Consider the following 24,906-nt stretch of genomic DNA (forward strand, 5'->3'; position numbering starts at 1 on the left):
GGCGGTCTAACCCCCCAACCTCCCTCAAACCCCCGGCTGGGAGCGAGCTTGCTCGCGAACCGGCCTCAGTAGTTCAGGTGCAGCGGCAGGTAGTGGTCCACCAGCAGCGCGATGAACAGCAGGAACAGGTAGGCAATAGAGTACTTGAAGGTCTTGATCGCCGCATGGGGTCGGCTGCCGCAGTACAGCGCCCAGGCCCAGTCGAGGAAGCGCGCGCCCAGGGCCAGCGCGGCGAACAGGTAGACCAGCCCGGCCATGTGGATGGCGAAGGGCATCAGCGTCACGGCGAACAGCACCAGGGTGTAGAGCAGGATGTGCAGCTTGGTGTAGTGCTCGCCGTGGGTCACCGGCAGCATCGGGATGTCGGCCTTGGCGTATTCGTCCTTGCGGTGCAGGCACAGGGCCCAGAAGTGCGGCGGGGTCCAGGCGAAGATGATCAGCACCAGCAGCAGCGGTTCGGCGGAAACCTGCCCGGTCACTGCGACCCAGCCCAGCAGCGGCGGGGCGGCGCCGGCGAGGCCGCCAATGACGATGTTCTGCGGCGTGGCACGCTTGAGGAAACCGGTGTAAAGCGCCGCATAGCCCAGCAGTGAAGCCAGCGTCAGCCAGGCCGTCAGCTCATTGGTGAACACCAGCAGCACCGCCATTCCAGCGACCGACAGCAGCATGGCGAAGCCCAGCGCGAGGGGCGGCGAGACGCGTCCTTCGGCCAGCGGGCGCTTGTGGGTGCGCGCCATGATCGAGTCGATGCGCCGGTCCACCACATGGTTCACCGCTGCCGCGCCGCCGGCGCACAGGCCGATGCCGAGGTTACCGAAGACCAGTACCTGCCACGGCACGCCGGCCTTGGTGGCGAGCAGCATACCGATCAGCGAGGTGATCAGCATGAGCAGCACGACCTTGGGTTTGGTCAGTTCGAGCAGGTCGCGCCAGCTGGCTTGGCTGGAAGTGCTGATGACGCTGGCCATGGTCATTTCTCCATCGGGTGAATGGGGCCGGCGCGCCCTGGCGCCGGCTGTCCGTCTTGCTCAACGGTGCAAAGTCATCCCTGCGAGGGGTAGGCCACCGGGCGCTCCATCGCGTCCAGGCCGATCGGGCTACTGGCGGGCAGCTCGACGCGCTTAGCCGCAGGCGCGCGCACCCGGTAGTTCACCAGCACCAGCATCAGCAGCAGGAAGGCGCCGCCGCCGTTATGCGCCACTGCCACCGGCAGCGGCAGGTGCAGCAGCACGTTGCTGATGCCCAGGCCGATCTGCAGGGAAAGCCCTAGCAGCATCAGCGCAGTAATGCCGATCAGGCCGTGGCGCTGGAGGTTCCAGGCCAGCAGCAGGATCACGGCGGTCACGCACAGCGCGCCCATGCGGTGGGTCATGTGGATGGCCGTACGGGCGTCGCTGTCGAGTTGGCCACCGAGGTAGTTCGGGCCGATGTGCTGGGTAAGGTGGAAGCCGTTGGCGAAGTCCATGTTCGGCCACCACTCGCCGTGGCACATCGGCAGGTCGATGCAGGCTACCGCCGCGTAGTTGCTGCTGACCCAGCCGCCCAGGGCGATCTGTCCGATCACCATCAGCAAGGCCAGCGCCGCGAGTGCCCGCAGCTTCGAAGGCAGTTGCAGTGGGGCGAAGGCGCCGGACAGGCGCAGGCTGAGCAGGAACAGCAGCGACAGCGTGGTGAAGCCACCAAGCAGATGCGCGGTGACCACCTGCGGCCATAGCTTGAGGGTGACGGTCCACATGCCGAACGCCGCCTGGGCAATCACCACCGCGAGTAGAACCAGCGGCAGGCGCATGGGCTGGCCGTCGCGGCCGCGACGCACCAGTGCGTGCACCGCCAGCCCGAGGATCAGCAGGCCGAGGCTGCCAGCGAAGTAGCGGTGGATCATCTCGTTCCAGCCCTTCTGCACCTCCACCGGCGAGTCGGGGAAGTGCATCTCGGCGTGGGCCAGTTGCGCCTCGTTCAGCGGCACGTGGACGAAGCCATAGCAGCCGGGCCAGTCCGGGCAGCCGAGGCCGGCGTGGGTGAGGCGGGTGTAGGCACCCAGCAGGATGACCACGAAGGCCAGCGCCGTGGCCAGCACGGCGAGGTAGAAGGCGGGTTTGCGTCTTGCCTGGATCATGCGTCGCTCCCGATCTTGTTGTTGTCGTGGGGCTCGACCGACTTAACCGATGTTCGACAGCTTCAGCAGCAGCTGCAGGTCCTTGAGGATCGACTTGCCGTTGGCCTTGGCGTCGTAGCGCAGCACCAGGTTGCCGTGGGGGTCGACTATCCACAGCTGCGGTTGGGCGCCGGTGTGCGGGTTGGGTGTCAGGCCCAGGCGCTGCAGGCGCGGGTAGTCCTTGTCGAGCAGGCCGGTGAACTCGGCCGACAGCGGCTTGGCGAAGGCCAGAGCGTGTTCTGCACGGCTGGCCTCGCGGCCCAGGCCGATGTTGATCTGGCGCGCCAGGTAGACCAGTTGCTGGCAGTCGCTGGTGCAGGTTTCCGGCGCGGTCACCAGCAGTTGCCACTGGTCGCTGGCCTTGTCGTCCTGCACGCCGAGGTCGGCCGGAGTCTGTCCGGTGGCGATCAGGTCGCCGTGGTAGCTGCGGCCATCCGGCACCCAGAACTGCAGCTTGTACATGGCGGTGGCAAGCAGCATCGGTCCCAGTACCATGCCGAGGATCAGCAGCAGTTGCACGCGCCCGCGGCGGCGGGCGGAGGAGTCAGGCAGAGTCATGGCGGTCATGGTCGAAGGTCTCCCGTGCGCGACGGATGCCGAGGTAGAGGTAGAGGGCGGAGAGTGCGATGGCCAGGGCGAACCACTGCACGGCGTAGCCGACGTGACGCTCCGGCGGCATGGCGACGATCGGCCAGTCGGTGTCGAAGGCGGCGTCGCCCGGCTCCAGGCGGATTTCCAGCGGGCTGCCTTCGCGGCCCAGCTGATCCCACAGGAACGGGGCGTCCACCTGGGTGATCAGGCGCGGCCAACCGGCGAGCGGAGCGCTCGGGCCGGCGGACAGCGGGACGTAGGTCCAGGCGTCCAGCAACAGGTCGTGACTGGGCGTATCGATCTTTGGCGGCACGCGCCGGTCGGGCCAGGGCACCCAGCCGCGGTTGACCAGCAGCCACTGGTGGCCGACGCGGTCGAAGAAGGGTTGCAACACCTCGACGCCGGCCTGGCCGTTGCGGGTGCGGTTGTCGAGCAGGGCGGTATGCTCGGCATCAAGCTGGCCTTGCAGGCGTACACGAACGTAGCTGCGCGGCGGTTGGCGTTCGAGCTCGGCAATGCTGATCGGGTCCTGCTGGCGTTGCACTTCGGCGGCGGCGAGGAGGGTGCGTTTTTCGGCGGCGCGGGACAGTTGCCAGAAGCCCAGGCCGATCAGCACCGGCAGCAGTGCGAGGACCACCAGGGTCGGCGCGATGCCGGGCCGGAAGGCGCGCGTGGCGCGGCCTTGACGGTGCTCAGATGCGTGCTGGCTATACTGCAAGACATCCCCCTCAACCCCAGTCCCCTGCGGACAGGAGGCCGGTAGTGCTCAAAGCTGCGATCGTTCTGTTGTTGCTGGCGACCGTCGTCAGTCTGTTCAGTGGCCTGTTCTTTCTGGTCAAGGACGAGGGTCACGGTTCGCGGGTGGTCAACGCGCTGACCGTGCGTGTCACCCTGACTGCCCTGACCGTCGCTCTCATCGCCTGGGGGTTCTTCAGCGGCCAACTCGGCAGTTCCGCCCCCTGGCATTTCTGATCTGAAAAAGGCGCGGGCCGCAGCCCGCGCCACCGCGCCTCACAGCACGTAAACGAAGATGAACAACCCGATCCACACCACGTCGACGAAGTGCCAGTACCAGCTGGCCGCCTCGAAGCCGAAGTGTTTGTCGGCGTCGAAGTGCCCGCGAATGATGCGGATCAGCATGATGCTCAGCATGATCGCGCCGATGGTCACGTGGGCGCCGTGGAAACCGGTGAGCATGAAGAAGGTCGCGCCGTAGATGCCCGAGCCCAGGGTCAGGCCCAGTTCGCTGTAGGCCTCGTGGTACTCATAGGCCTGCAGCACGATGAAGCACGCGCCCAGTGCCACGGTCGCCGCCAGCCACAGCTTCAGCGGGCCACGGTGGTTCTTCTTCAGCGCGTGGTGGGCGAAGGTCACGGTGAAGCTGGAGCTGACCAGCAGCAGGGTGTTGATCAGCGGCAGCTTCCACGGGTCGATCACTTCCTTGGGCGGCGGGAAGAGCTTGTTGTCCGGGTTGCTCAGCTGCGGCCAGCCGGCTTCGAACTGCGGCCAGAGCATGTGCGAGATGCCGTGGTGGCCTTCGCCGCCCAGCCACGGGTTGACGAAGTGGCGCACGTAGAACAGCGCGCCGAAGAAGGCGGCGAAGAACATCACCTCGGAGAAGATGAACCAGCTCATGCCCCAGCGGAAGGAGCGGTCCATCTGCGGGCTGTAGAGCCCGCCGCGGCTTTCCTTGATGACGTTGCCGAACCAGCCGAACAGCATGTACGCCAGGATCAGCCCGCCGGCGAAGAATATCCACGGGCCGTGGGAGTGGTCCTTGCCGGCGCTCATATCGTTCATCCAGGTGCCGACGCCGAACATCGTCACCAGCATGCCGATGGTGGCGATGATCGGCCACTTGCTCTGCGCGGGGACGTAATAGGGATCGTGGGTTGCCATCTCTCTTGTTCTCCTTTGCCCTTCAGCGCTCGTTACTGGCCACGGGTGGCTTGCGGGCAGTGATGTCGAACAGCGTGTAAGCAAGCGTCAGGTGACGCACATCCTTGGGCAGGTCGCGGTCGACGATGAAGCGCACCGGCATTTCGATGCGCTCGCCCGGCTGCAGCACCTGCTGGGTGAAGCAGAAGCATTCGGTCTTGTGGAAGTAGGTGGCCGCCACCGACGGCGCGATGCTCGGGATCGCCTGGGCGGTCATCGGCTTGTCGGTGGGGTTGTAGGCGACGAACAGCATCTGGTTCACCGCGCCCGGATGCACCACCAGTTGCTCGGCCTCGGGGTGGAACTCCCAGACCATGTCGATGTTGTTGTTGGCGACGAACTGGATCTTCACCTCGCGCGACTGATCGACTACCTGGCCGTCGCCCTGGTAGGCGCTGCCGGAGGTCTTGCCGTTGATGCCCAGTGCCTTGCACATCACGTCGTACAGCGGCACCAGGGCGAAGCCGAAGGCGAACATGGCGACCACGGCAATGACCAGTCGGGTCACCAGCTTGCGCGTTTCGATGTTGCCTTCGCTCATCTCGTCCTCCTCGTTTCGCAGGGGCGGGCTCCGGCCGTGGCGGAAGCCGATCGCGGACGGAGTCCGCTCCTACGAGAGCCTCGTCACTTCACCTCGGGCGGAGTCGTGAAGGTGTGGTAGGGCGCCGGCGAGGGAATGGTCCATTCCAGCCCCTCCGCGCCATCCCACGGCTTTGCCGGTGCCGGCTTGCCGCCCTTGATGCACTTGATGACGATGAACAGGAACAACAGCTGCGTGGTGCCGAACATGAAGGCGCCGATGGACGAGACCATGTTGAAGTCGGCGAACTGCAGGTTGTAGTCCGGAATCCGCCGTGGCATGCCGGCCAGCCCGACGAAGTGCATCGGGAAGAACGCCAGGTTCATGCCGATGAAGCTCATCCAGAAGTGCAGCTTGCCCAGGGTCTCGTCGTACATGTGGCCGGTCCACTTCGGCAGCCAGTAGTAGGCCGAGGCGAAGATGCCGAAGATCGCACCGGGCACCAGCACGTAGTGGAAGTGCGCCACCACGAAGTAGGTGTCCTGGTACTGGAAGTCCGCCGGGGCGATGGCCAGCATCAGCCCGGAGAAGCCGCCGATGGTGAACAGGATGACGAAGGCCACGGCGAACAGCATCGGCGTCTCGAAGGTCAGGGAGCCCTGCCACATGGTCGACGCCCAGTTGAACACCTTCACCCCGGTGGGCACGGCGATCAGCATGGTCGCGTACATGAAGAACAGCTCGCCCACCAGCGGGATGCCCACCACGAACATGTGGTGCGCCCACACGACGAAGGACAGGAAGGCGATCGACGCGGTGGCGTAGACCATCGAGGTGTAGCCGAACAGCGGCTTGCGGCTGAAGGCCGGGATAATCGAGCTGACGGCGCCGAACGCCGGCAGGATCATGATGTACACCTCGGGGTGGCCGAAGAACCAGAACACGTGCTGGAACAGCACCGGGTCGCCGCCGCCGGCCGCGCTGAAGAAGCTGGTGCCGAAGTGGATGTCCATCAGCATCATCGTCACGCAACCCGCCAGCACCGGCATCACCGCGATCAGCAGGAAGGCGGTGATCAGCCAGGTCCAGACGAACAGCGGCATCTTCATCAGCGTCATGCCCGGGGCGCGCAGGTTGAGGATGGTGGCGATCACGTTGATCGCGCCCATGATCGAACTCATGCCCATTAGGTGGATGGCGAAGATGAAGAAGGTCACGCTGTGCGGCGCGAAGGTGGTGGACAGCGGCGCGTAGAAGGTCCAGCCGAAGTTCGGGCCGCCGCCGGGCATGAACAGGGTGCTCACCAGCAGGCCGAAGGCCGCCGGCAACAGCCAGAAGCTGAAGTTGTTCATCCGTGGCAGGGCCATGTCCGGCGCGCCGATCATCAGCGGCACCATCCAGTTGGCCAGGCCGACGAAAGCCGGCATCACCGCACCGAAGACCATCACCAGGCCGTGCATGGTGGTCATCTGGTTGAAGAACGCCGGCTCGACGATCTGCAGGCCCGGCTGGAACAGTTCGGCGCGGATCACCATGGCGAAGGAGCCGCCGAGCAGGAAGGCGCAGAAGCTGAACCACAGGTACAGCGTGCCGATGTCCTTGTGGTTGGTGGTCAGTACCCAGCGCATCAGGCCCTTGGCGGGGCCGTGGTGGTGGTCGCCGGCGTGAGAATGGTCGGGGTGATCGATCACTGTACTCATCGCGGCCTCCTTATTGTTGTTTCTGCTTGTAGGCGACCACGTCCTGCGGGGTCACCATGTCGCCGTCGTTGTTGCCCCAGGCGTTGCGCTCGTAGGTGATCACCGCGGCGATGTCGACTTCCGAGAGCTGCTTGCCGAAGGCCGCCATGGCCGTGCCCGGGACGCCGTTGAACACGGTCTCCAGGTGGTGCTCCTTGGGTCCGGTGACGATCTTCGAACCCTTGAGCGCCGGGAACATCGGCGGCATGCCCTGGCCCTCGGGCTGGTGACAGGCGGCGCAGATGGTGTGGTAGACCTTGTCGCCACGGGCGACCAATTCTTCCTTCGTCCACTCCTTGCTGGTCAGCTCCTTCATCTTGGCGGCTTCTTCCTTGCGCTCGGCCAGCCACTTGTCGAAGTCGGGCTTGGACTTCACGTCCACCACGATGGGCATGAAGCCGTGGTCCTTGCCGCACAGCTCGGCGCACTGGCCGCGGTAGACGCCGGGCTGGTCGACCTTGGTCCAGGCCTCGTTGACGAAGCCGGGAATGGCGTCGCGCTTGACCGCGAAGGCCGGCACCCACCAGGAGTGGATCACGTCGCTGGAGGTGACCAGGAAACGGACCTTGACCCCGGCCGGCAGCACCAGCGGGTTGTCCACTTCGAGCAGATAATGCTCGTCCTTGTCGGCCTTGTTGTGGATCTGGTCCTGGGGCGTAGCGAGGTTGGAGAAGAACTCCACGTCCTGGCCCAGGTACTTGTACTGCCACTTCCACTGGTAGCCGGTGACCTGCACGTCCAGCTCGGGCTCCGAGGTGTCGTACATGTGGATCAGCGTCTTGGTGGCCGGAACGGCCATCACTACGAGGATCAGGAAGGGAATGACGGTCCAGAGGATTTCCACCGTGGTGCTCTCGTGGAAATGCGCGGGCTGCTGCCCGGTGGACCGACGGTGGACGATCATCGACCAGAACATCGCGCCGAAGACGACGATGCCAATGACCACGCAGATCCAGAAGATCGTCATGTGAAGATCGAAAACGTTACGGCTGACTTCTGTCGCACCGGGGGCCATGTTGACCGTCCAGGCGGCGTTTGCCTGGCTGAAAGCCAAGAGCAAAAGGAAGCCCATCCAGACTCGTGGATGTCGCAGCATTCGGGTTCCCCTTATCGTTGTTTTTATCCCGCCGGCATAGCGCCCTGGCCACGAACCCCATTCCAGGGGGTTCGAGCCTGAACAAGCCAACGGCCAAGGGAGTGACCGCCAAGACAACTTACTTTGACGTCTTACCTCGGCAGCACGCAGGGCAGGCCGGGTCCATCAGGTTTTCGGTGTGTCGAAGCGGAGTATAGCCACGGGTTGCGACATAACAACGCAGAGTAAAAACTGTGTTTGAAAGACCGAAGTGCGATCTCAAAGCCACGGACGGCGCGGCTTTGGAGTACCATGCTGGCGGTCTGATATGCCGTGCCGGCATAACCAGTTCATGAATATGACAATCGCGTCTTAGCTACGCCCGGGGTGCGGCTAAGGTCTTTCTTCACTTTCCAAACCCGTTGTCTTGGAGCTGTCATGAACACCGCTGCACTGCGTGAGCTGATCCGGAATGCCCACCTGCTCGAATCCCGCCATGGCCATCTCGCCCGCCTGATCCAGAGCCAACTGCAAAGCCTGCACAAGAGCATCGCGCTGACGGGAGAGGACCCCAACGGCACGCTGACACGTTTCGTCCACGCCTACATCGAGCAGGTGCCGGACTTCCTCGACGCCGCCAACTCGGTGGCCCGCGCGGCCGGCATCGAAGATCGCATCAAGCCGGTGCTCAAGCTCGCCGAGCAGTTCTTCCTCACACCGCCTGCGCTGCTCGATGGCCACGATGGCCTCGACGCGCTGCTGGACGAGGCTTACCTCGCCCACCGCCTGGTGGAAGAGGTGAACGACCGCTACATCGCCCACTTCAACCAGCCGCTGATCCCGCTGGACACCACGGTGGCCAACCTGGTGGCGCACCAGCTGATCGGCGAACCCTTCGCCAACCAGCTGGATGAAGCAGTGCACCACGCGGTCGACGGCATGCTTGACGACAGCACCTTCAGCGCCGAATCCGCCGTCAGCTATCGCGCCAGCCTCAACGACCCGCAGGTCGTCATGGCCTGGCAGCAGTGGCCGTGCCTGTCACGGCAGTTCGGCGTGGAGCTGGAGCTGGGCCGCGACTGAGGTTCAGCCCGCACCCTGCAGCGCCCGCACCCGGCCCTCCACGCGGCGACGAAGACCGTTGCCTTCGATGGACAGCCGACAGCCGTTGGCCGCGGCGCTGCGGCCCCAGTCTTCCAGCAGTTCCATGCAGGCGTGGTCGATGTAGCTCAGGTGCTGCAGCGGTACGCGCAGGTGCGTCCCGGGGTTTATCGACTGCAAGACCCGGGACAGCGCCGGCACCTTGAGGAATGTCGCCGCGCCCACCAGCCGCAGCTCTGCACCGTTGCCCTCCTCGTCGTAGCGCAGGTTGATCTTCAATCGCGCGGCCTTGAACACCAGCTTCAATACCGTCAGCGCAAAACCCAGCAGCACGCCGGTCAGAAGGTCGGTGGCGACGATGGCCAGCGCGGTCGCCGCGTGCACCAGTACCGGCATGCGCCCGTAGCGGCCCAACGAACGCAGGGCCTTGATATCCACCAGCTTGATCCCGGTGTAGACCAGCACGCCAGCCAGGCTGGCGATGGGGATCTGCCGCAGCAACCCGCCCAGCAGCACGACGAACGCCAGCAGCCACAACCCATGGAAGATTGCCGAGGCGCGGCTGCGCGCGCCCGCCTGCACGTTGGCCGAGCTGCGCACGATCACCCCGGTCATCGGCAGCGCGCCGACCAGCCCGCAGAGCATGTTGCCCACACCCTGGGCGCTCAGCTCGCGGTCCATGTCCGAGCGCGGGCCGGTGTGCATGCGGTCCACCGCTGCGGCGGAGAGCAGCGTCTCGGCGCTGGCGATGAAGGCCACCACCACGGCGGCCAGCAAGAGCGTCGGGTCGAGCAGCGCGGCAAGCTCGCTCGGGCGAACCCAGTCGATGGCGTCGCCGAGGTTCTCCGGCACGCTCACCCGCAGCACGTTCAGTTGCAGCGCGATGCTCGCCAGGGTTGCCAGGCTGACGCCGATCAGCGCGCCGGGCAGCATGCGCAGCCGGCTCGGTTTGAAGCGGTCCCACAGCGCCATGCAGGCCATGGTGCCCAGCCCGAGCAGCGCCGCATCGAAGCCGCTGGTCTCGGAGAGCAGCGCCGCCGGGAAGGCCAGCAGGTTATCCAGCCCCGACGCCTGCGGCTTCAAGTCGAGCATCACGTGGACCTGCGACAGCACGATAAGAATGCCGATGCCGGCGAGCATGCCGTAGACCACGGCCGGCGAGGTCACGCGGAACCAGCAGCCCAGGCGCAGTCTTCCCGCCAGCAGTTGCAGTGCGCCGGCCAGCAGCAGGATTGGCCCGAGCATGGCCATGCCATGGGTGCGCACCAGTTCGAAGACCAGCACCGCCAGGCCCGCCGCCGGGCCGCTGACCTGCAGGGGCGAGCCGGCCAGGAAGCCGACCACCAGGCCGCCGATGATCCCGGTCACCAGGCCCTTGGCTGGCGGCATGCCCGAGGCGATGGCGATGCCCATGCACAGCGGCAGGGCAACGAGAAAAACCACCACCGACGCGAGCAGGTCGCGCGGCAGCACTTGGCGCAGCTGGGAAAATCCGGATGGAACAGAGTGGGAGGCCGACATGGCGCTGTTCTCCTTCGAGCATTTTTCGGGCGCGCGAAAGCCCACGACGCTGGCCTCGGCCGCATCGACACGCGCAGTTCAGAGGGATGGCGAACGCGGTGGGGGCGTACGCCTCAGGCAGGGATCAAGTCAGAAGCGGGGCGCGGCGTTTGTTCTGCTGGGCCGCCGCGCCCCGGGAGTTACTGCTGCTGGCAGCTTACTGCGGAGAGTAGCGTGCGCGAGGAGTGGCGCTGGGCGTCGGGCCTTCGCCGTCGAGCGGGCGGAAGCGGCCTTCCTGGGCGTCGTAGGCCTTGATGGCGCTGGTCTCGATGTCGTACACCCAGCCGTGGATGAACAGCTGGCCGGAAGCCAGGCGCGCGGCCACCGACGGGTGGGTCTTCAGGTGATCCAGCTGGGCCACGACGTTCTCTTCGGTGAGCACGCCCAGGTGTTCCTGGGTGGCACAGCCGCAGGTCTGCGCGACCACGGTGCGGGCGACTTCGGCATGGCGCAGCCAGGCCTTGACCGTCGGCATGCCCTCCAGGGTCTGCGGAGCCAGCACCGCCTTCATCGCGCCGCAATCGGAGTGGCCGCAGACGATGATGTGCTGTACGCCCAGGGCCATCACCGCGAACTCGATGGCAGTGGACACGCCGCCGTTCATCTGGCCGTACGGCGGCACCACGTTGCCGACGTTGCGGGTGACGAACAGGTCGCCCGGCGAGCTCTGGGTGATGAGCTCGGGAACGATGCGCGAGTCGGCGCAGGTGATGAACATGGCGCGCGGGTTCTGCGCGTGGGCCAACTTCTTGAACAGCTCTTCCTGCTGCGGGAAGACTTCATGGCGGAACTGGCGGAAGCCCTCGACGATATGGCGCAGCGCCTCGTCGGCAGATTCGTGGGCGTGTTCCTCACCGTGCGTTTTGTCGTTCATGTATCAGCCTCGAAGAATGACGAAGAATTTTCCCACGTCAGCCGACGCTCTCCCTGGGGAGAAAAGGCACAGCCGTGAGGAAAAATCTGTCGTGACCGGTTAGTCACTTTGTGCTCAAACCCTAGACAACGAAGATTAAACCAAAATTAAAAAACCGCTCTGTGATGAGCTTTTGCACGATGTTTCGCCGAAATTTCAAGATGATATCGGCAAGCTATCATGGCGATGCGATATTGCGGCGATTGGACCGCTCTTGTCGAAACTTCCGACAGACAACAGTCAGAACAGGCTCATCTGGCTGCGCGGCGGGGCAAACGCCGTGCAGTCCAGGCCGAAGTTGCCGCGCCGGTTCAAGCCCAGGCGGCGCAGGGCAACCTCAAAGCGCTTGGCCAGGAGGTCGGCGAACGGGCCTTCGCCGCGAAAGCGGTGGCCGAAACGGCTGTCGTAGATTTCCCCTCCGCGCACCTGCCGGATCAGGCTCATCACATGGCTCGCCCGTTGCGGGTAGTGCGCTGCCAGCCACTCTTCGAACAACGGCCCGACCTCCCGCGGCAGGCGCAGCATCATGTAGCTGGCGCTCTGCGCGCCGGCTTCATGGGCGGCTTCGAGCAGCGCTTCCAGCTCGCGGTCGTTGACCATGGGGATCATCGGCGAACACAGCACCCCCACCGGGATGCCCTGTTCGCGCATCACCCGGATCGCCCGCAAGCGCGCGGAGGGAGCCGCGGCGCGGGGTTCGAGGATGCGTTTCAGTTCGTCATCCAGGGTGGTCAGGCTGATCATCACGGCCACCAGGTTCTGCTTCGCCAGTTCCGCCAGCAGGTCGAGGTCGCGCAGGATCAGCGAACCCTTGGTGACGATGGTCACCGGATGGCGGTAACGCAGCAGCACCTCGAGGATCTGCCGGGTCAGCCGCTGCTGGCGCTCGATGGGCTGGTACGGATCGGTATTGGCGCCCAGGTTGATCGGCGCGCAGACGTAGCCCTTGCGGCTCAGCTCTTCCTCCAGCACCTCGGCGGCGTTGGTCTTGGCGATCAGCTTGGTCTCGAAATCCAGCCCCGGGGACAGGTCCCAGTAGGCGTGGCTCGGCCGGGCGTAGCAGTAGATGCAGCCGTGCTCGCAGCCGCGATAGGGGTTGATCGAACGGTCGAAGGGCAGGTCCGGCGACTGGTTGCGCGAGATCACCGACTTCGCGCGCTCGCTGCGGATCTCGGTCACCTGGGGCTTGGGCACCTCGTCGTACCAATCGTTATCCACAGGTACCGAAGTGGTTGGCGCAAAGCGGTTGTGCGGATTGCTGGCGGTGCCCCGGCCGCGGGGCGGAAGGGAAGTGCTCATGTGGGAAAGCTCTGAATCGATACTGTATATGGATACAGTAATTCACCGGGTTTTCCACAGCCAGCACTACCTGCTCGGCGGTTGTCCTTCAGAGCAGCCGGGTGAACAGCCAGTACAGGCCTGCCGCCAGGCCGATGGCCGCCGGCAGGGTCAGCACCCAGGCCAGCAGCATGTTGCGGATGGTCGGCCACTGCAGCCCGCTGCCATTGGCCGCCATGGTGCCGGCTACGCCCGAGGAGAGCACCTGGGTCGTCGATACCGGCAGGCCGAAACCGTCCGCCGCGCCGATGGTGAGCATGGCCACCAGTTGCGCCGAGGCGCCCTGTGCATAAGTCAGCGGTGTCTTGCCGATGCCCTCGCCTACGGTGGTGACGATACGCCGCCAGCCCACCAGCGTACCCAGGCCCAGCGCCAGGGCGACCGCGACCTTTACCCAGATGGGAATGAAGCGGATTGCCTGCTCGCCGCCCTGGCGCAGCGCCTGCAGGCTGCTCCAGGTTTCCAGCTCGAAATGCTGGTCGCTGCGGTCCAGCAGGCGGATGGTTTCCAGGCTCAGGTAGAGGTCGTTGCGCAGGGCCTGCACCTCCTCGGCCGGCACCTTGTCCAACTGCCCGTAACGCTCCAGCCGCGCGCTGACGTCGCCGATCACGCTGCCCAGCGAGGGCAGCAGTTCCGGCTTCAGCACCTCGTCTTCCTGGTAGCTCAACAGCGCCTGCCGCGGCTCCGCTGCCGGGTTGCCGCCAGCACGGTGCAGCTGCTGCTGGCTGGCCTGGGTGAGGGCGAGCAACTGGCGGGTCTGCTCGGGGGAATGAGCGCGATCCACCGCGAACGCGAGGGGAACGGTGGCGATCAGTATGAGCATGATCAGCCCGATGCCTTTTTGCCCGTCGTTGGAACCATGGGCAAAGGACACGCCGGTACAGGTCAGGATCAGGATCGCGCGAATCCACCGGGGCGGCGGCGTGCGGCCTTCCGGTGCGTGGAACAGTGCGCGGTTGCGGATGGTCGAGCTCGCCACTCGCAGCAGCACGAAGGCGGCGAAGAAGCCCACCAGCGGCGAAAGGAACAGCGCATACCCCACCGTCAGCAGCTGCGACCAGGCGTTGCCCGACAGACCGATATGCCCTGCCATGGCGCCGTGGGCCAGGCCGATACCGACGATGGAGCCGATCAGCGTGTGCGAGGAGGACACCGGCAGCCCCAGCCACCAGGTGCCCAGGTTCCACAGGATCGAGGCGATCAGCAGGGCGAAGATCATCGCCAGCCCGGCACTGCTGTCGACCTTGAGCAGCAGGTCCAGCGGCAGCAGCGAGACGATGGCGAAGGCCACCGCGCCGCTGGAGAAGAGCACGCCGAGGAAATTCCACACACCCGACCAGGCCACGGCGAGGCGCGGCGGCAAGGCGTTGGTGTAGATCACCGTGGCCACCGCGTTGGCGGTGTCGTGGAAGCCGTTGATGAACTCGAAGCTCAGGGCGATCAGCAGTGCGACCACCAGCACCAGCACCGACCAGCCCGGCTCCAGGTGCGTGCCGCTGGCGTGGATGTCGTGCCCCAGCGCGGCGAAGGTGAACACCAGCGCGGCGGTCAGCAGCAGGAAGAAGGTCAGGCGCCCCTTGAAGCCGTGAGTCTCGCGCAGCACAGGGCTGATCGGGAACTGCGTCAGGCGCGAGGCGCGCATCACCTCGAGCATGCCAAAGCGGTCAAGCACAGGAGGGCTTCCTTGGGGTCAATGGCGGCATCGGGCGGATTCCTTGCGGCGATGCCCTACAGACTAGCCGGCGATGGCGATCATGGGCCGATGGCGCGAGCGGGGCGGAGCGTCATGCCAGGGCGAGGCTGCTTCCACAATCCTTGATGTTGGTGGGGATGTTCGGCATTTCGGCGCCGTAAAAAGCAATGCCCCGGCAAGCCGGGGCATTGCTGGGCGTCACGCGGGCGCTATTCCTGCGGCTTCTTCAGCTTCGGATTGGGGAAGAACTGCACCCCCTGCACCTTCGGGTCCTTGGGCTTTTCCAGCGCGCTGGTGTTGACGCGGGTGGACAGCTCTTTCGGCACCGACTGGCCCTGGGCGTTGAGCGTGTCGGAGTAGCCGCAGGCCACGCATTCGCGGTGCGGTACGCCGTCGACGTCCCACATGACGATCTTGTCCTGCTCGCTGCAGGCCGGGCAGACGGCCCCGGCGATGAAGCGCTTCTTCACCTCGCTCATCACGCCGCCTCCTCGGACAGGCCCGAGTGGCGCAGCAGGGCATCGATGGACGGCTCTCGGCCACGGAAGGCCACGAACAGCGCCATCGGCTCCTGGGAACCGCCCTTGGCCAGGATCGCGTCGCGGAAGGCCGCGCCGGTCGCCGGGTTGAGCACGCCTTCTTCCTCGAAGCGCGAGAAGGCGTCGGCGGACAGCACCTCGGCCCACTTGTAGCTGTAGTAACCAGCCGCGTAGCCGCCGGCGAAGATGTGCGCGAAGCTGTTGGCGAAGCGGTTGTACGCCGGCGGGCGCATCACCGCGACTTCGTCGCGGATCGTTTCGATCACGTCGAGCACACTGCGGCCGTCGCCGTGGGTGGCGTGCAGTTCGAAGTCGAACAGCGAGAACTCCAGCTGGCGGACCATCATCAGGCCGGACTGGAAGTTCTTCGCGGCGAGCATCTTCTCCAGCAGGTCCTGGGGCAGCGGCGCGCCGGTTTCATAGTGAGCGGAGATCAGCGCCAGGCCTTCGGGCTCCCAGCACCAGTTCTCCATGAACTGGCTCGGCAGCTCCACCGCGTCCCAGGCCACGCCGTTGATGCCCGAAGCGCCGGCGTGCTCGACGCGGGTCAGCAGGTGGTGCAGGCCGTGGCCGAATTCGTGGAACAGGGTGGTGACTTCATCGTGGGTCAGCAGCGCCGGCTTGCCGCCGACCGCCGGGGTGAAGTTGCACACCAGGTAGGCCACCGGCGATTGCAGTTCGCCACCGGCGGTGCGGCGACGGTCGCGGGCGCCGTCCATCCAGGCGCCGCCACGCTTGTTGGCGCGGGCGTAGAGGTCGAAGTAGAAGCGGCCGACATGCTGGCCGTTTTCCTCGATCTCGAACAGGCGCACGTCCGGATGCCAGCGCTCGAAGTCGTTCAGCTCGCGGATCTGGATGCCGTAGAGCTTCTGCACGATGGCGAACAGGCCGGAGAGCACCTTGTCGATCGGGAAGTATTCGCGCAGGGCTTCCTGGGACACGCTGTAGCGCGCCTCGCGCAGCTTCTCGCCGAAGTAGCTGGCGTCCCAGCTGGCGAGGTCCGGGCAACCCTGCTCGGCGGCGTAGGCCTTGAGCTGCTCCAGGTCCTGGGCAGCAAAGGGCTTGCTGCGCACGGCGAGGTCGCGGAGGAAGTTCAGCACCTGCTCGGGCGTCTCGGCCATCTTGGTGGCCAGGGACAGCTCGGCGAAGTTCTTGAAGCCCAGCAGGCGCGACAGTTCCTGGCGCAGGTCGAGGATTTCCTGCATCACCGGGCCGTTGTCGTTCTGCCCGGCGTTCGGGCCCTGATCAGAAGCGCGGGTGCAGTACGCGGCATAGACCTCTTCGCGCAGCGCGCGGTCCTCGGCATAGGTCATCACGGCGTAGTAGCTGGGGAATTCCAGGCTGATCAGCCAGCCGTCCAGCTCCTTGGCCTCTGCGGCGGCCTGCATCTGCGCCTTGGCCGATTCGGTCAGGCCGGCGAGGGCTGCTTCGTCGGTGACGTGCTTGGTCCAGGCCTGGGTGTCGTCCAGCAGCTGGTTGGAGAAGCGGCTGCCCAGCTCGGACAGGCGCGTCTGGATTTCCGCGTAGCGCTGCTGCTGCTCGGCCGGCAGGTCGATACCCGACAGGCGGAAGTCGCGCAGGGCGTGTTCGAGGATGGTTTTCTGGGCGATGTCGAAGTCCTTCGACTCGGGGCTTGCGGCCAGCGCTTCGTAGGCCTTGAACAGCTCGCGGTTCTGGCCCAGTTCGGTCCAGTAGGCGGACAGCAGCGGCAGGCAGCCTTCGTAGGCTTCGCGCAGTTCGGCGCTGTTGCACACCGCGTTTAGGTGGCTGACCGGGCTCCAGGCCTTGCCCAGGCGGTCATGCAGCTCGTCCATGGCCAGCACCAGGCCGGCCCAGGTCGGGGTGCCGTTCTGCTGGGCGAGCAGGCGCGCGATGGCGGCGCGGTTGTCGGCGAGGATCTGCTCGATGGCCGGCTTCACGTGCTCGGGGCGAATGGAGGAGAAGGGCGGCAGGTCGTAGCTCTGCAGAAGAGGATTCGCGCTCACGGTGGCACCTTGGCTGAAGAAACACCCGGCCATCTTAAATACAATCGGACCCATCCGCAGCCACAGGAAAGCTATCGTGACGATTCGAACCTATCAGGGCAAAACGCCATCCCTCGGTGAGCGCGTCTTCGTCGACGCCAGCTCCGTAGTCATCGGCGACGTGGAGATCGGCGCGGACAGCTCGGTCTGGCCGCTGGTGGTGATCCGCGGTGACATGCACCGCATCCGCATCGGCGCGCGCACCAGCGTGCAGGACGGCAGCGTGCTGCACATCACCCACGCCGGCCCCTTCAACCCGGACGGCTTCCCGCTGACCATCGGCGACGAGGTGACCATCGGCCACAAGGTGCTGCTGCACGGCTGCACCCTCGGCAGCCGCATCCTGGTGGGCATGGGCTCCATCGTCATGGACGGCGCGGTGATCGAGGACGAGGTGATCCTCGGCGCGGGCAGCCTGGTGCCGCCGGGCAAGACGCTGGAGAGCGGCTTCCTGTATGTCGGCAGCCCGGTGAAGAAGGTCCGGCCGCTGACCGACAAGGAGCGGGCGTTCTTCAGCTATACCGCCGGGAATTACGTGAAGTTGAAGGACCAGCATATCGCCGAGGGCTATGCGGGCGAGTGATTGTCCCGTAGGGCGGATAAAGCGGAACGCTTTATCCGCCGATATCCGAACGGCGGATAACGCCTGTGGCGTTATGCGCCATACGTTGATCACCCCGCACCATTGTGCGAAACCCCGGGCCCTATACTGACCTGAGGTGACCGGACGCCAGCGCGTGCCCGGCCGGGTTCAGCAGCGGGCGGCCTGCCATCCCGGCGCCGCCGAGCCGGCGAGCGGCCATGAACAGTCTGTGTTCTTCCAGCGCCACCGTTTCGCCCTGGCGGCGTGGCGGTGTCATCGTCCTGCTCTTGCTGGCGCTGGGCGGTTGCGCCCAACATCCCGCTCAACCGGCTGCCCCGATCACAGAAGCCACCTGGCACCAGGTCGACGCCGACATCGGCGCCGCGTCGCTCGCCGCGACGTCCCAGGCTCGTGCTTACGCTGAAGAAGCCATGCAGCAGTGGATGGACCTGGTCTACCAACGCACCGACGAGAAATTCATTCCCTGGTTCTCCAGCTACTGGACCCAGCAATGGCTGGGCATGAAGGTCGCCTGGTACAAGATGGGCTCCCACGGCGACCTCGACCCCACCGTCGACAAACTCGCCGCTTACCTGCAGGAGCAATATCGCAAGCAGGTACTGGTCCCCGTCGCGAAACAAGTCGACCCCGACTCGGTGATGGAGAAGGCCACTCGGCGTTACGTCGAATTGCTCAGCGTGGCGCTGAAGGAAATTCCCCAGCGTCGCGGTATCCCGCAGAAGGCGTTCGATGAGCACCTGATGGCTATCCCGGCGATCCGCCTTGGCCCACCCTCCAGCCGCGATGCCTCCCTGTACGATGTGGCCCGTGCCAAAGACATCGGCAAGCTGCCGGCCTTCGCCGCCCTGATGCAGGAAATCCGTACCGCCTCGGGCAAGGCGGGCGCCGGCACCAAGGTCAGCGGCGTCTCGCCGGTGGCCCAGCGCACCAGCGCCAAGCTGGTCGACGAACTGCGCAACCGCAGCATCGTCGGCGTCGTGGCCGGAGCGGCGGGCAAGGTCGCCGGCTCGGTCATCTCGGTGGCCTTCACGCTATTCAGCATGGCCGGCAACGATCAGGCGCGGCCGGAGGTGGAAACGCAGTTGCGCAAGGAGATCAACGCCGCCTTCGACGAACAGTGGCTGGCGCTGATGCGTGATCCGGACGGCGGGGTGATGTCCGGCGTCGATCACCTCGGCGCACGCGTGCAGCAGAGCCTGACCGGTCGGCTGGCGCAGCCGCAGGACGAGCCCGAGGACGATTCCGCGGCCCAGGCCTACGGTGCCGGCGAGGCAGAGCCGGTGAGCGTCAGCGGTGGCTTCCGGGTGCTCAGGCAGGGCCGGGGCTCGGCGCCCTGAGGTGTCGTTCGGCGATCCGCGCTTCGCGCAGGCGGCCTTGCGCAGTATCCTTCCCGCCCGACTTTCGCGGCCGGACGCTGACCTCATGCATTACCAGAACATCCTCTTCGACCTCGACGGCACCCTCACCGACCCGCGCGAGGGCATCACCCGCTCCATCCAGTATGCGCTCGCCCAACTGGGCATCGACGAGCCCGACATGCGCCAGCTGGAACACTTCATCGGCCCGCCGCTGCTGCAGTGCTTCATGAGCACCTACGACTTCGACGAGGCGCGAGCCTGGGAAGCGGTGAACCACTACCGCGTGCGCTTCAAGGACACCGGGCTATACGAGAACAAGGTGTTCGACGGCGTCGCCGAGCTGCTGGACCTGCTCGGCAGCCAGGGTCGCACGCTGTACATCTGCACCAGCAAGCCGACGGTATTTGCCGCCGAGATTGCCCGGCACTTCGACTTCGCCCGGCACTTCAAGGTGATCTACGGCAGCGAGCTGGATGGCACGCGCACCAACAAGGTCGAGCTGATCGGGCACCTGCTGGGCATCGAGCAACTGGACCTCGAGCAGACCCTGATGATCGGCGACCGCAAGCACGACCTGATCGGCGCGCACCGCAACGGGCTGTCCGCCGCCGGCGTCGGCTATGGCTTCGGCAGCCACGAGGAACTGATGGCGGAAAGCCCGGCACATTACTTCGCCAGCCTGGACGAGCTGCGCGCGGCCTTTGCCTGATAGCTACGTGGCCGGGCTGTTCGCGAGCAAGCTCGTTCCTACAGGTCCGCGCTGACGGCCTTTGTTGGAGCGGATTCATCCGCGATCGATTTCCGGGCGCTCGGAGCAGGCCGGTGGCACATCGCGGACAAAGTCCGCTCCGACGCTAACCGATGCATCGCGCGCTGACTCAGCTGCGCAACCACTCTGCCAGCCGGCCCATCATTTCATCGCACTTGGCCAATTGCTCCAGGCTGACGAATTCGTCCGGCTTGTGGCCCTGGTCCATGCTGCCCGGGCCGCAGACCACGGTGGGGATGCCGGCCTGGTGGAACAGCCCGCCCTCGGTGCCGTAGGCAACGGTGGTGAAGTCGCGTGAGCCGCTGAGCAGTGCGATCAGCTCGGCGGCCTGGGCCTGCTGGTCGGTCACCAGCGCCGGGTAGGCGGAAATTTCGCTGAAGCGGATCTCCGTCTCTGCCTTTACGGCACGCATCTTCGGCAACAGCTCGGCCTCGGCGAAGGCGCGCAGGTCATCGGCGACCTGTTGCGGGTCGTCGCTGGGCAGCGCACGTACCTCGAAGTCGAACTGGCACTCGGCAGGAACGATGTTCAGCGCGCGGCCGCCGCTGATCACGCCGGTCTGCACGGTGGAATAGGGCGGGTCGAAGCGCGGGTCATGGCGCTCTGGAGCGGCCAGGCGGGTGCCGATCTCGCCGAGGCGACCGATCAGCTTCGCCGCGTATTCGATGGCGTTCACCCCCTGTGGCGCGTAGGCCGAGTGACACGGCGCGCCGTGCACCTGGCAGCGCATGGCGAGCTTGCCCTTGTGGCCGAGCACAGGCTTGAGTTCGGTGGGCTCGCCGATGATGCACAGCATCGGCTTGTGCTCGCGGTGCTCCAGCGCGGCGAGCAGTGAGCGCACGCCGAGGCAGCCGACTTCCTCGTCGTAGGAAAATGCCAGATGCACCGGCAGGCGCAGTGGCTGGGCGAGAAACGCCGGTACCGCCGCCAGTACGCAGGCGATGTAGCCCTTCATGTCCGCGGTGCCGCGCCCGTAGAGGCGGCCGTCGCGCTCGGTCAGTTCGAACGGCGGGACCGTCCACGGCTGGCCATCGGTCGGCACCACGTCGGTGTGGCCGGACAGGCACACGCCGCCGCGATCCTGCGGGCCCAGCGTGGCGTAGAGGTTGGCCTTGCCGCCTTCGGCATCGTGGAACAGTTCGCAGGCAATGCCAAAGCCTGCGAGGTAGTCGCGGATGTAGTGGATCAGCGCCAGGTTTGAGTTGCGGCTGACGGTGTCGAAGGCGATCAGGTCGGCGAGGATTTCACGGCTGGTGGGCATGGTTGGGTCCTGCATTGGGGCTTTCATTGTCAATGCGCGGTTTCGGTGTTTGGGTGAATACCCTCTCCCCAGCCCTCTCCCTGAAGGGAGAGGGGGCTGTCCGTGCCGGCTGACAGCATGGTTTCATCCTGCGACGAATGGTTCCCTCTCCCTTCGGAGCGGGGCGCGCAGCCAGGGTTAGGGAGAGGGGGCTCTCGCAGGTCAGGCATGGCGTCACTCGTCGCCTGGCACACCGTAGCTCGGTGCCTTGGTCGGGTCGAGTGCGCGCACGAGGTAGTCCTCCAGTTGCGGCTTGTAGGCCACCCAGAGCTTCTCCAGCTCATCGATGGGCGCTTCGTCCGCCCAGTCCACGCGCAGGTCGACAATCGGCCAGACCAGGTCGCCGACCACCTTCAGCGCGGCCGAATGCACCGGGCCCGCTTCGCCACCGGCGGCCATCGCCGCCTGCATCGCCGCCAGCAGGCGCTCGGCCAGGCAGCCGTTGGCGCTTTCGAAGGCCTGGGTCATGGCCTCGATCACCGCAGTGGAAGACAGCAGATTGCCTGCCGCCACGCAGTTCTCCCCGGCAACGGCGTTGTGTACGCCCAGCGCCTCGCTGCCGGTGAACAGCGCGACCTTGCCGTGCTGGTCGATCACCGTCACCTGGCGGTACTGGCTGTAGCCGTTGCTGGAGAGCGCCTGGTCCAGCGCCGCGCCCGGCTCCAGGCCGGCTTCGAGCCGGTCGAGGATCTGCGGGCCGAGGGCCGGCAGGGTGATGTTCTGCGTGGCCACCGCGCCGACGCCGGCGCGTACCCAGGGGCAGCGGGCGCCCACGGCGATGCTCGAGGAGCTGATGGCGATACCCAGCTGGCCGGTTTCGGCGCAGCGGCCGACGATGGAGAAGGTCATGGTGGCTCCTTTGCTTGTTCTATCAGCGCAAACCTGCACAAACGACGAAGCGGCGAGGCAGGAAATCCCGCGTCGCCGCATCGATTTTCAGGTCATCAATCAGTCCGGAATGACCGCGATGACGTCGATCTCCATCAACCACTGCGGCTGGCCGAGGGCCGAGACCACCAGGCCGGTGGAGATCGGGAACACGCCCTTCAGCCACTTGCCCACTTCCTGGTACACCGGCTCGCGGTAGCGCGGGTCGATCAGGTAGGTGGTGGTCTTGACGATGTGCGACAGGTCGCTGCCGGCTTCTTCCAGCAGTTGCTTGACGTTCTTCATCGCCTGCTCGGCCTGGGCACGCGGGTCACCCAGCCCGACCAGGTTGCCCTCGAAGTCGGTGCCGACCTGGCCGCGTACGTACACGGTGTTGCCGGCGCGCACGGCCTGGCAGAGGTCGTTGTCCAGGGTCTGGTTCGGGTAGGTGTCCTTGGTGTTGAACATGCGGATGCGAGTGTGGGTAGGCATCTCTTACTCCCAGGAAGCGGCTTTCTGAACGGAGGCTTCGCGCTGCGAAGCGTCCCGGTATTCGACATAACGGCGTTGGGTGGCGATGTGGCCGGCCACGTGCTTGGCGTCGTGCCACACGCCCCAGATGAACGAAGAACCACGGCGCGACAGCCATGGCAGGCCGACGAAGTACACGCCCGGCTCGCGGGAAACACCGCGCTGATGCTTGGGCTTGCCCTTGTCGTCGAAGGCGTCCACCTGCAGCCAGTTGAAGTCCACGGCGTAGCCGGTGGCCCAGATGATCGAGGTGATGCCGGCCTCGGCCAGGTCCAGCTGCAGGATCGGGTTGCGGATGCACTCGGCGTCCGGGTAGACCTTGCGCGCTTCCGGCTCCAGCGGCAGGTCCAGGCCGTTGCGCTCGATGTAGGCGTCTGCGGCATCCAGCAGGCCGAGGTAGTTGTCGTCACCGGCCTTCAGGTTGGCCACCAGGTCGTCCTGGAAGTCCACCTTGCCGTCAGCGAAGGACCTGGTCAGGCCGGTCAGGGTGATGCCCTCGTTGGCCAGGCGGCGGAAGTCGATGGTCTCGCCGCCGCGGGCGCCACTGACGGCGATGGTCACGTGCTCGCGGCCCGGCTGCACTTCCTCGGCGTCCCACAGGCCGAGCACGCCCAGCCACCAGACGAAGTCGCGGTTGCGATAGGAGCGCGGCGGACGGTCATGGGCGCCCACGGAGAGGTAGGTCTTCTTGCCGGCGCGGTTCAGCTCGTCGGCGATCTGCACGCCGGAGGAGCCGGCACCGATCACCAGCACGGCGCCCTCGGGCAGCTGCTGCGGGTTGAAGTACTTGGCCGAATGGATCTGGTAGAGACCCTCGTTCTTCGGTGCGATGGCCGGGATCACCGGGCGCTGGAACGGGCCGGTGGCGGAGACGATGCGCAGGGCCTGAAGGGTGCCCTCGGAAGTTTCCACGCTGAAGCCGGGGCGGCCTTCGTTGCGGGTGACCTTCTTCACTTCCACGCCGGTGCGGATCGGCGCGTTGAACTGCTTGGCGTAGGCGACGAAGTAGTCGGCGACCTGCTCCTTGTGCGGGAAGTCGTCCGGGCCGACCGGGAATTCCATGTTCGGGAAGCGGTCATGCCAGGCCGGGCCGTTGGCGACCAGGGAGTCCCAGCGCCCGGTGCGCCAGGCTTCGGCGATGCGGCTCTTTTCCAGCACGATGTGCGGCACGCCCTGCTGGGTCAGGTGCTCGCTCATGGCGACGCCGGCTTGTCCGGCGCCAACGACCAGCGTGTCGATTTCCAGGTTATCAAGCGACTTCTTGCCGAAGGCGCCTGGATTCAGGTCGGTCATGGCTTGCTTCCTCAGACTCTGATCACGTTTGTTCTTGTTGCGGCTGCGGTGAGCTGTTGGCCGCATTCTGTTCAGAGGCTGGGAATAGCGAAATTATGTTTTTTGTAGTCGCAGGCTAGGGAAAAGCTGCACCCACGCAAACCCCGCGGCCCGCGGGCTGCAGGGGAGGGGGTATAGGATTTTTGGTGGCTGGGGCGACAAATTGGATAGGCAGAAGGCGTTTTCGCCGTGCGTTACCAGTACTCGGGCTTGCAGGCAGGCTTCTTGCGGGTTGGAACGCGCGGAGGAAATTGGTAAATGCGCAATTCTTCGAGAGTGATCAAGCGCCGGGTCCAATGGGCGCACTCCAGCAAAGAGCCTGGTGGTTCGCGCCTTATGCCCTCGCGGTGGGGCAGGATCACGCCGATCCACAGTTCCGGGAAGTCTTCACGCAGAGCCCTGAGCGCTGGCGCCATATCGGTATCCGCCGAAACCAGCACAATCTGGTCAATACGTTCTCCCGCTGGAGCGTGGGTCTGCTTTGTGGCCAGTCGATACATGCTGATGGCGAGGTGGACATCGGTCTCCTTCTCCTCCAATTGCCAGATATCGACTTGATCTGCTCTGGAGGCCGGCGTGCGTTTGTCCACGAAGCGGGGAGCTCGTCCAGGTTCCAGGCGATGCCGACCGAAATAGACATCTACGCCTCGCGCCTTGAGGGCTCTTATGTAGGTGTCCTGGGCCTGCTTGGACAGAATGCCGCGTGAGGCGAGATTCGGCTTTACGCCGGCCGTGAAGTAGCTGATGGAGGTCGTTTGGGACTCTGGCTGCTGCACTTGCAGTACATGCTGAAGCAGGGCCGGAAGATCGAGCCATTTGAAGGGTGTGCCAGCCAGGAGACCGTAGAAAAGGTTGTAACCATCGACGAAAAAGGCGGTGCGCACGACTTTCCAATCCCTAGAAACGAAAAAACCGGCCATTTGGCCGGTTTCTTCACCCCAACGGCCAGCGAACTGAAT

General features: G+C 65.5%; 24 protein-coding genes. 5 read left to right on the forward strand and 19 right to left on the reverse strand.

What is annotated here, in order from left to right:
- Window positions 1-65 precede the first annotated feature (65 nt).
- The 4 genes from cyoE to MJ122_RS14465 all read right to left on the reverse strand — a co-directional run bounded on the left by cyoE (window position 66) and on the right by MJ122_RS14465 (window position 3,464).
- Window positions 66-968: a heme o synthase gene (gene cyoE, locus MJ122_RS14450; protein ID WP_239744630.1), complete on the reverse strand. Its 903-nt coding sequence runs from the start codon at window positions 966-968 to the stop codon at window positions 66-68.
- A gap of 74 nt (window positions 969-1,042) precedes the next feature.
- Complete coding sequence (locus MJ122_RS14455; RefSeq protein ID WP_239744631.1) at window positions 1,043-2,116, reverse strand: COX15/CtaA family protein; 1,074 nt, start codon at window positions 2,114-2,116, stop codon at window positions 1,043-1,045.
- A 42-nt stretch (window positions 2,117-2,158) separates the two neighbouring features.
- Window positions 2,159-2,722: a hypothetical protein gene (locus MJ122_RS14460; RefSeq protein WP_239744632.1), complete on the reverse strand. Its 564-nt coding sequence runs from the start codon at window positions 2,720-2,722 to the stop codon at window positions 2,159-2,161.
- Window positions 2,700-3,464, reverse strand: coding sequence for an SURF1 family protein (locus tag MJ122_RS14465; protein WP_138519952.1), 765 nt, complete (start codon window positions 3,462-3,464; stop codon window positions 2,700-2,702). Before MJ122_RS14465 ends, MJ122_RS14460 begins: the two co-directional genes overlap by 23 nt.
- Window positions 3,465-3,508: 44 nt before the next feature.
- On the opposite strand from MJ122_RS14465, the gene MJ122_RS14470 reads away from it, so the two are divergent.
- On the forward strand, window positions 3,509-3,718 hold the full coding sequence (locus MJ122_RS14470) for a twin transmembrane helix small protein (protein ID WP_015474903.1): 210 nt from the start codon (window positions 3,509-3,511) through the stop codon (window positions 3,716-3,718).
- Between the two features lie 39 nt (window positions 3,719-3,757).
- On the opposite strand, the gene MJ122_RS14475 is transcribed toward MJ122_RS14470, so the two are convergent.
- From MJ122_RS14475 to coxB, 4 genes are all read right to left on the reverse strand, one after another.
- The gene (locus MJ122_RS14475) at window positions 3,758-4,645 is read right to left on the reverse strand and encodes a cytochrome c oxidase subunit 3 (RefSeq protein ID WP_088420500.1); all 888 of its coding nucleotides are present in this window, start codon (window positions 4,643-4,645) and stop codon (window positions 3,758-3,760) included.
- 22 nt (window positions 4,646-4,667) lie between these two features.
- The gene (locus tag MJ122_RS14480) at window positions 4,668-5,225 is read right to left on the reverse strand and encodes a cytochrome c oxidase assembly protein (protein WP_239744633.1); all 558 of its coding nucleotides are present in this window, start codon (window positions 5,223-5,225) and stop codon (window positions 4,668-4,670) included.
- An 83-nt stretch (window positions 5,226-5,308) separates the two neighbouring features.
- The gene (gene ctaD, locus MJ122_RS14485; RefSeq protein WP_017517728.1) at window positions 5,309-6,904 is read right to left on the reverse strand and encodes a cytochrome c oxidase subunit I; all 1,596 of its coding nucleotides are present in this window, start codon (window positions 6,902-6,904) and stop codon (window positions 5,309-5,311) included.
- A 10-nt stretch (window positions 6,905-6,914) separates the two neighbouring features.
- A complete protein-coding gene (coxB, locus tag MJ122_RS14490) occupies window positions 6,915-8,039 on the reverse strand; it encodes a cytochrome c oxidase subunit II (protein ID WP_026078882.1) in 1,125 nt (374 codons plus the stop codon).
- A 417-nt stretch (window positions 8,040-8,456) separates the two neighbouring features.
- On the opposite strand from coxB, the gene MJ122_RS14495 reads away from it, so the two are divergent.
- Window positions 8,457-9,101, forward strand: coding sequence for a hypothetical protein (locus MJ122_RS14495; RefSeq protein WP_088420498.1), 645 nt, complete (start codon window positions 8,457-8,459; stop codon window positions 9,099-9,101).
- A gap of 3 nt (window positions 9,102-9,104) precedes the next feature.
- Here the strand turns inward: MJ122_RS14495 and MJ122_RS14500 are convergent, their stop codons facing one another.
- From MJ122_RS14500 to prlC, 6 genes are all read right to left on the reverse strand, one after another.
- Window positions 9,105-10,640, reverse strand: a complete 1,536-nt coding sequence (locus MJ122_RS14500; protein WP_239744634.1) for a SulP family inorganic anion transporter — start codon at window positions 10,638-10,640, stop codon at window positions 9,105-9,107.
- 196 nt (window positions 10,641-10,836) lie between these two features.
- Window positions 10,837-11,553: a carbonic anhydrase gene (locus MJ122_RS14505; protein WP_088420494.1), complete on the reverse strand. Its 717-nt coding sequence runs from the start codon at window positions 11,551-11,553 to the stop codon at window positions 10,837-10,839.
- Window positions 11,554-11,832: 279 nt separating this feature from the next.
- On the reverse strand, window positions 11,833-12,891 hold the full coding sequence (locus MJ122_RS14510; RefSeq protein WP_239744635.1) for a PA0069 family radical SAM protein: 1,059 nt from the start codon (window positions 12,889-12,891) through the stop codon (window positions 11,833-11,835).
- Window positions 12,892-12,979: 88 nt separating this feature from the next.
- The gene (locus tag MJ122_RS14515; protein ID WP_239744858.1) at window positions 12,980-14,584 is read right to left on the reverse strand and encodes an inorganic phosphate transporter; all 1,605 of its coding nucleotides are present in this window, start codon (window positions 14,582-14,584) and stop codon (window positions 12,980-12,982) included.
- Window positions 14,585-14,832: 248 nt separating this feature from the next.
- Window positions 14,833-15,102 (reverse strand): YheV family putative zinc ribbon protein, encoded by a 270-nt coding sequence (locus tag MJ122_RS14520; RefSeq protein WP_088420490.1) that lies wholly within the window; start codon window positions 15,100-15,102, stop codon window positions 14,833-14,835.
- Window positions 15,102-17,147 (reverse strand): oligopeptidase A, encoded by a 2,046-nt coding sequence (gene prlC / locus MJ122_RS14525; RefSeq protein WP_239744636.1) that lies wholly within the window; start codon window positions 17,145-17,147, stop codon window positions 15,102-15,104. Before prlC ends, MJ122_RS14520 begins: the two co-directional genes overlap by 1 nt.
- Before the next feature lie 76 nt (window positions 17,148-17,223).
- Here prlC and MJ122_RS14530 point away from each other — a divergent pair, with 76 nt between their 5' ends.
- The 3 genes from MJ122_RS14530 to MJ122_RS14540 all read left to right on the forward strand — a co-directional run bounded on the left by MJ122_RS14530 (window position 17,224) and on the right by MJ122_RS14540 (window position 19,857).
- A complete protein-coding gene (locus tag MJ122_RS14530) occupies window positions 17,224-17,769 on the forward strand; it encodes a gamma carbonic anhydrase family protein (RefSeq protein ID WP_239744637.1) in 546 nt (181 codons plus the stop codon).
- A gap of 218 nt (window positions 17,770-17,987) precedes the next feature.
- A complete protein-coding gene (locus MJ122_RS14535) occupies window positions 17,988-19,127 on the forward strand; it encodes a hypothetical protein (protein WP_239744638.1) in 1,140 nt (379 codons plus the stop codon).
- A gap of 85 nt (window positions 19,128-19,212) precedes the next feature.
- Window positions 19,213-19,857 carry an HAD family hydrolase gene (locus tag MJ122_RS14540; RefSeq protein ID WP_239744639.1) on the forward strand — a complete coding sequence of 215 codons (645 nt, stop codon included), beginning with the start codon at window positions 19,213-19,215 and terminating at the stop codon, window positions 19,855-19,857.
- A 169-nt stretch (window positions 19,858-20,026) separates the two neighbouring features.
- Here MJ122_RS14540 and argE read toward each other — a convergent pair whose 3' ends face one another.
- The 5 genes from argE to MJ122_RS14565 form a co-directional block, all read right to left on the reverse strand.
- A complete protein-coding gene (gene argE, locus MJ122_RS14545; protein ID WP_239744640.1) occupies window positions 20,027-21,178 on the reverse strand; it encodes an acetylornithine deacetylase in 1,152 nt (383 codons plus the stop codon).
- 213 nt (window positions 21,179-21,391) lie between these two features.
- Window positions 21,392-22,066, reverse strand: coding sequence for a DUF1028 domain-containing protein (locus MJ122_RS14550; RefSeq protein WP_017517807.1), 675 nt, complete (start codon window positions 22,064-22,066; stop codon window positions 21,392-21,394).
- A 99-nt stretch (window positions 22,067-22,165) separates the two neighbouring features.
- Window positions 22,166-22,576 (reverse strand): RidA family protein, encoded by a 411-nt coding sequence (locus MJ122_RS14555; protein ID WP_015474916.1) that lies wholly within the window; start codon window positions 22,574-22,576, stop codon window positions 22,166-22,168.
- Window positions 22,577-22,579: 3 nt separating this feature from the next.
- Entirely contained in the window at window positions 22,580-23,908 is a 1,329-nt protein-coding gene (locus MJ122_RS14560) for an NAD(P)/FAD-dependent oxidoreductase (RefSeq protein WP_088420484.1), read from the reverse strand.
- Between the two features lie 233 nt (window positions 23,909-24,141).
- A complete protein-coding gene (locus tag MJ122_RS14565; RefSeq protein ID WP_239744859.1) occupies window positions 24,142-24,831 on the reverse strand; it encodes an NYN domain-containing protein in 690 nt (229 codons plus the stop codon).
- Window positions 24,832-24,906 lie beyond the last annotated feature (75 nt).

The sequence above is a fragment of the Pseudomonas sp. DP-17 genome (assembly GCF_022380625.1).
Classification (GTDB): Bacteria; Pseudomonadota; Gammaproteobacteria; order Pseudomonadales; family Pseudomonadaceae; genus Pseudomonas; species Pseudomonas nitroreducens_A.

What these genes read in the sequence shown, in the direction of transcription:
- MJ122_RS14560 (WP_088420484.1), bottom strand. Translation starts at nt 23,908, where the DNA reads ATGACCGACCTGAATCCAGGCGCCTTCGGCAAGAAGTCGCTTGATAAC.
- argE (WP_239744640.1), bottom strand. Translation starts at nt 21,178, where the DNA reads ATGCCCACCAGCCGTGAAATCCTCGCCGACCTGATCGCCTTCGACACC.
- MJ122_RS14475 (WP_088420500.1), bottom strand. Translation starts at nt 4,645, where the DNA reads ATGGCAACCCACGATCCCTATTACGTCCCCGCGCAGAGCAAGTGGCCG.
- MJ122_RS14520 (WP_088420490.1), bottom strand. Translation starts at nt 15,102, where the DNA reads ATGAGCGAGGTGAAGAAGCGCTTCATCGCCGGGGCCGTCTGCCCGGCC.
- coxB (WP_026078882.1), bottom strand. Translation starts at nt 8,039, where the DNA reads ATGCTGCGACATCCACGAGTCTGGATGGGCTTCCTTTTGCTCTTGGCT.
- MJ122_RS14535 (WP_239744638.1), top strand. Translation starts at nt 17,988, where the DNA reads ATGAACAGTCTGTGTTCTTCCAGCGCCACCGTTTCGCCCTGGCGGCGT.
- MJ122_RS14500 (WP_239744634.1), bottom strand. Translation starts at nt 10,640, where the DNA reads ATGTCGGCCTCCCACTCTGTTCCATCCGGATTTTCCCAGCTGCGCCAA.
- ctaD (WP_017517728.1), bottom strand. Translation starts at nt 6,904, where the DNA reads ATGAGTACAGTGATCGATCACCCCGACCATTCTCACGCCGGCGACCAC.
- MJ122_RS14555 (WP_015474916.1), bottom strand. Translation starts at nt 22,576, where the DNA reads ATGCCTACCCACACTCGCATCCGCATGTTCAACACCAAGGACACCTAC.
- MJ122_RS14455 (WP_239744631.1), bottom strand. Translation starts at nt 2,116, where the DNA reads ATGATCCAGGCAAGACGCAAACCCGCCTTCTACCTCGCCGTGCTGGCC.
- MJ122_RS14495 (WP_088420498.1), top strand. Translation starts at nt 8,457, where the DNA reads ATGAACACCGCTGCACTGCGTGAGCTGATCCGGAATGCCCACCTGCTC.
- cyoE (WP_239744630.1), bottom strand. Translation starts at nt 968, where the DNA reads ATGGCCAGCGTCATCAGCACTTCCAGCCAAGCCAGCTGGCGCGACCTG.
- MJ122_RS14505 (WP_088420494.1), bottom strand. Translation starts at nt 11,553, where the DNA reads ATGAACGACAAAACGCACGGTGAGGAACACGCCCACGAATCTGCCGAC.
- MJ122_RS14515 (WP_239744858.1), bottom strand. Translation starts at nt 14,584, where the DNA reads ATGCTCGAGGTGATGCGCGCCTCGCGCCTGACGCAGTTCCCGATCAGC.
- MJ122_RS14550 (WP_017517807.1), bottom strand. Translation starts at nt 22,066, where the DNA reads ATGACCTTCTCCATCGTCGGCCGCTGCGCCGAAACCGGCCAGCTGGGT.
- MJ122_RS14510 (WP_239744635.1), bottom strand. Translation starts at nt 12,891, where the DNA reads ATGAGCACTTCCCTTCCGCCCCGCGGCCGGGGCACCGCCAGCAATCCG.
- MJ122_RS14460 (WP_239744632.1), bottom strand. Translation starts at nt 2,722, where the DNA reads ATGACCGCCATGACTCTGCCTGACTCCTCCGCCCGCCGCCGCGGGCGC.
- MJ122_RS14480 (WP_239744633.1), bottom strand. Translation starts at nt 5,225, where the DNA reads ATGAGCGAAGGCAACATCGAAACGCGCAAGCTGGTGACCCGACTGGTC.
- MJ122_RS14540 (WP_239744639.1), top strand. Translation starts at nt 19,213, where the DNA reads ATGCATTACCAGAACATCCTCTTCGACCTCGACGGCACCCTCACCGAC.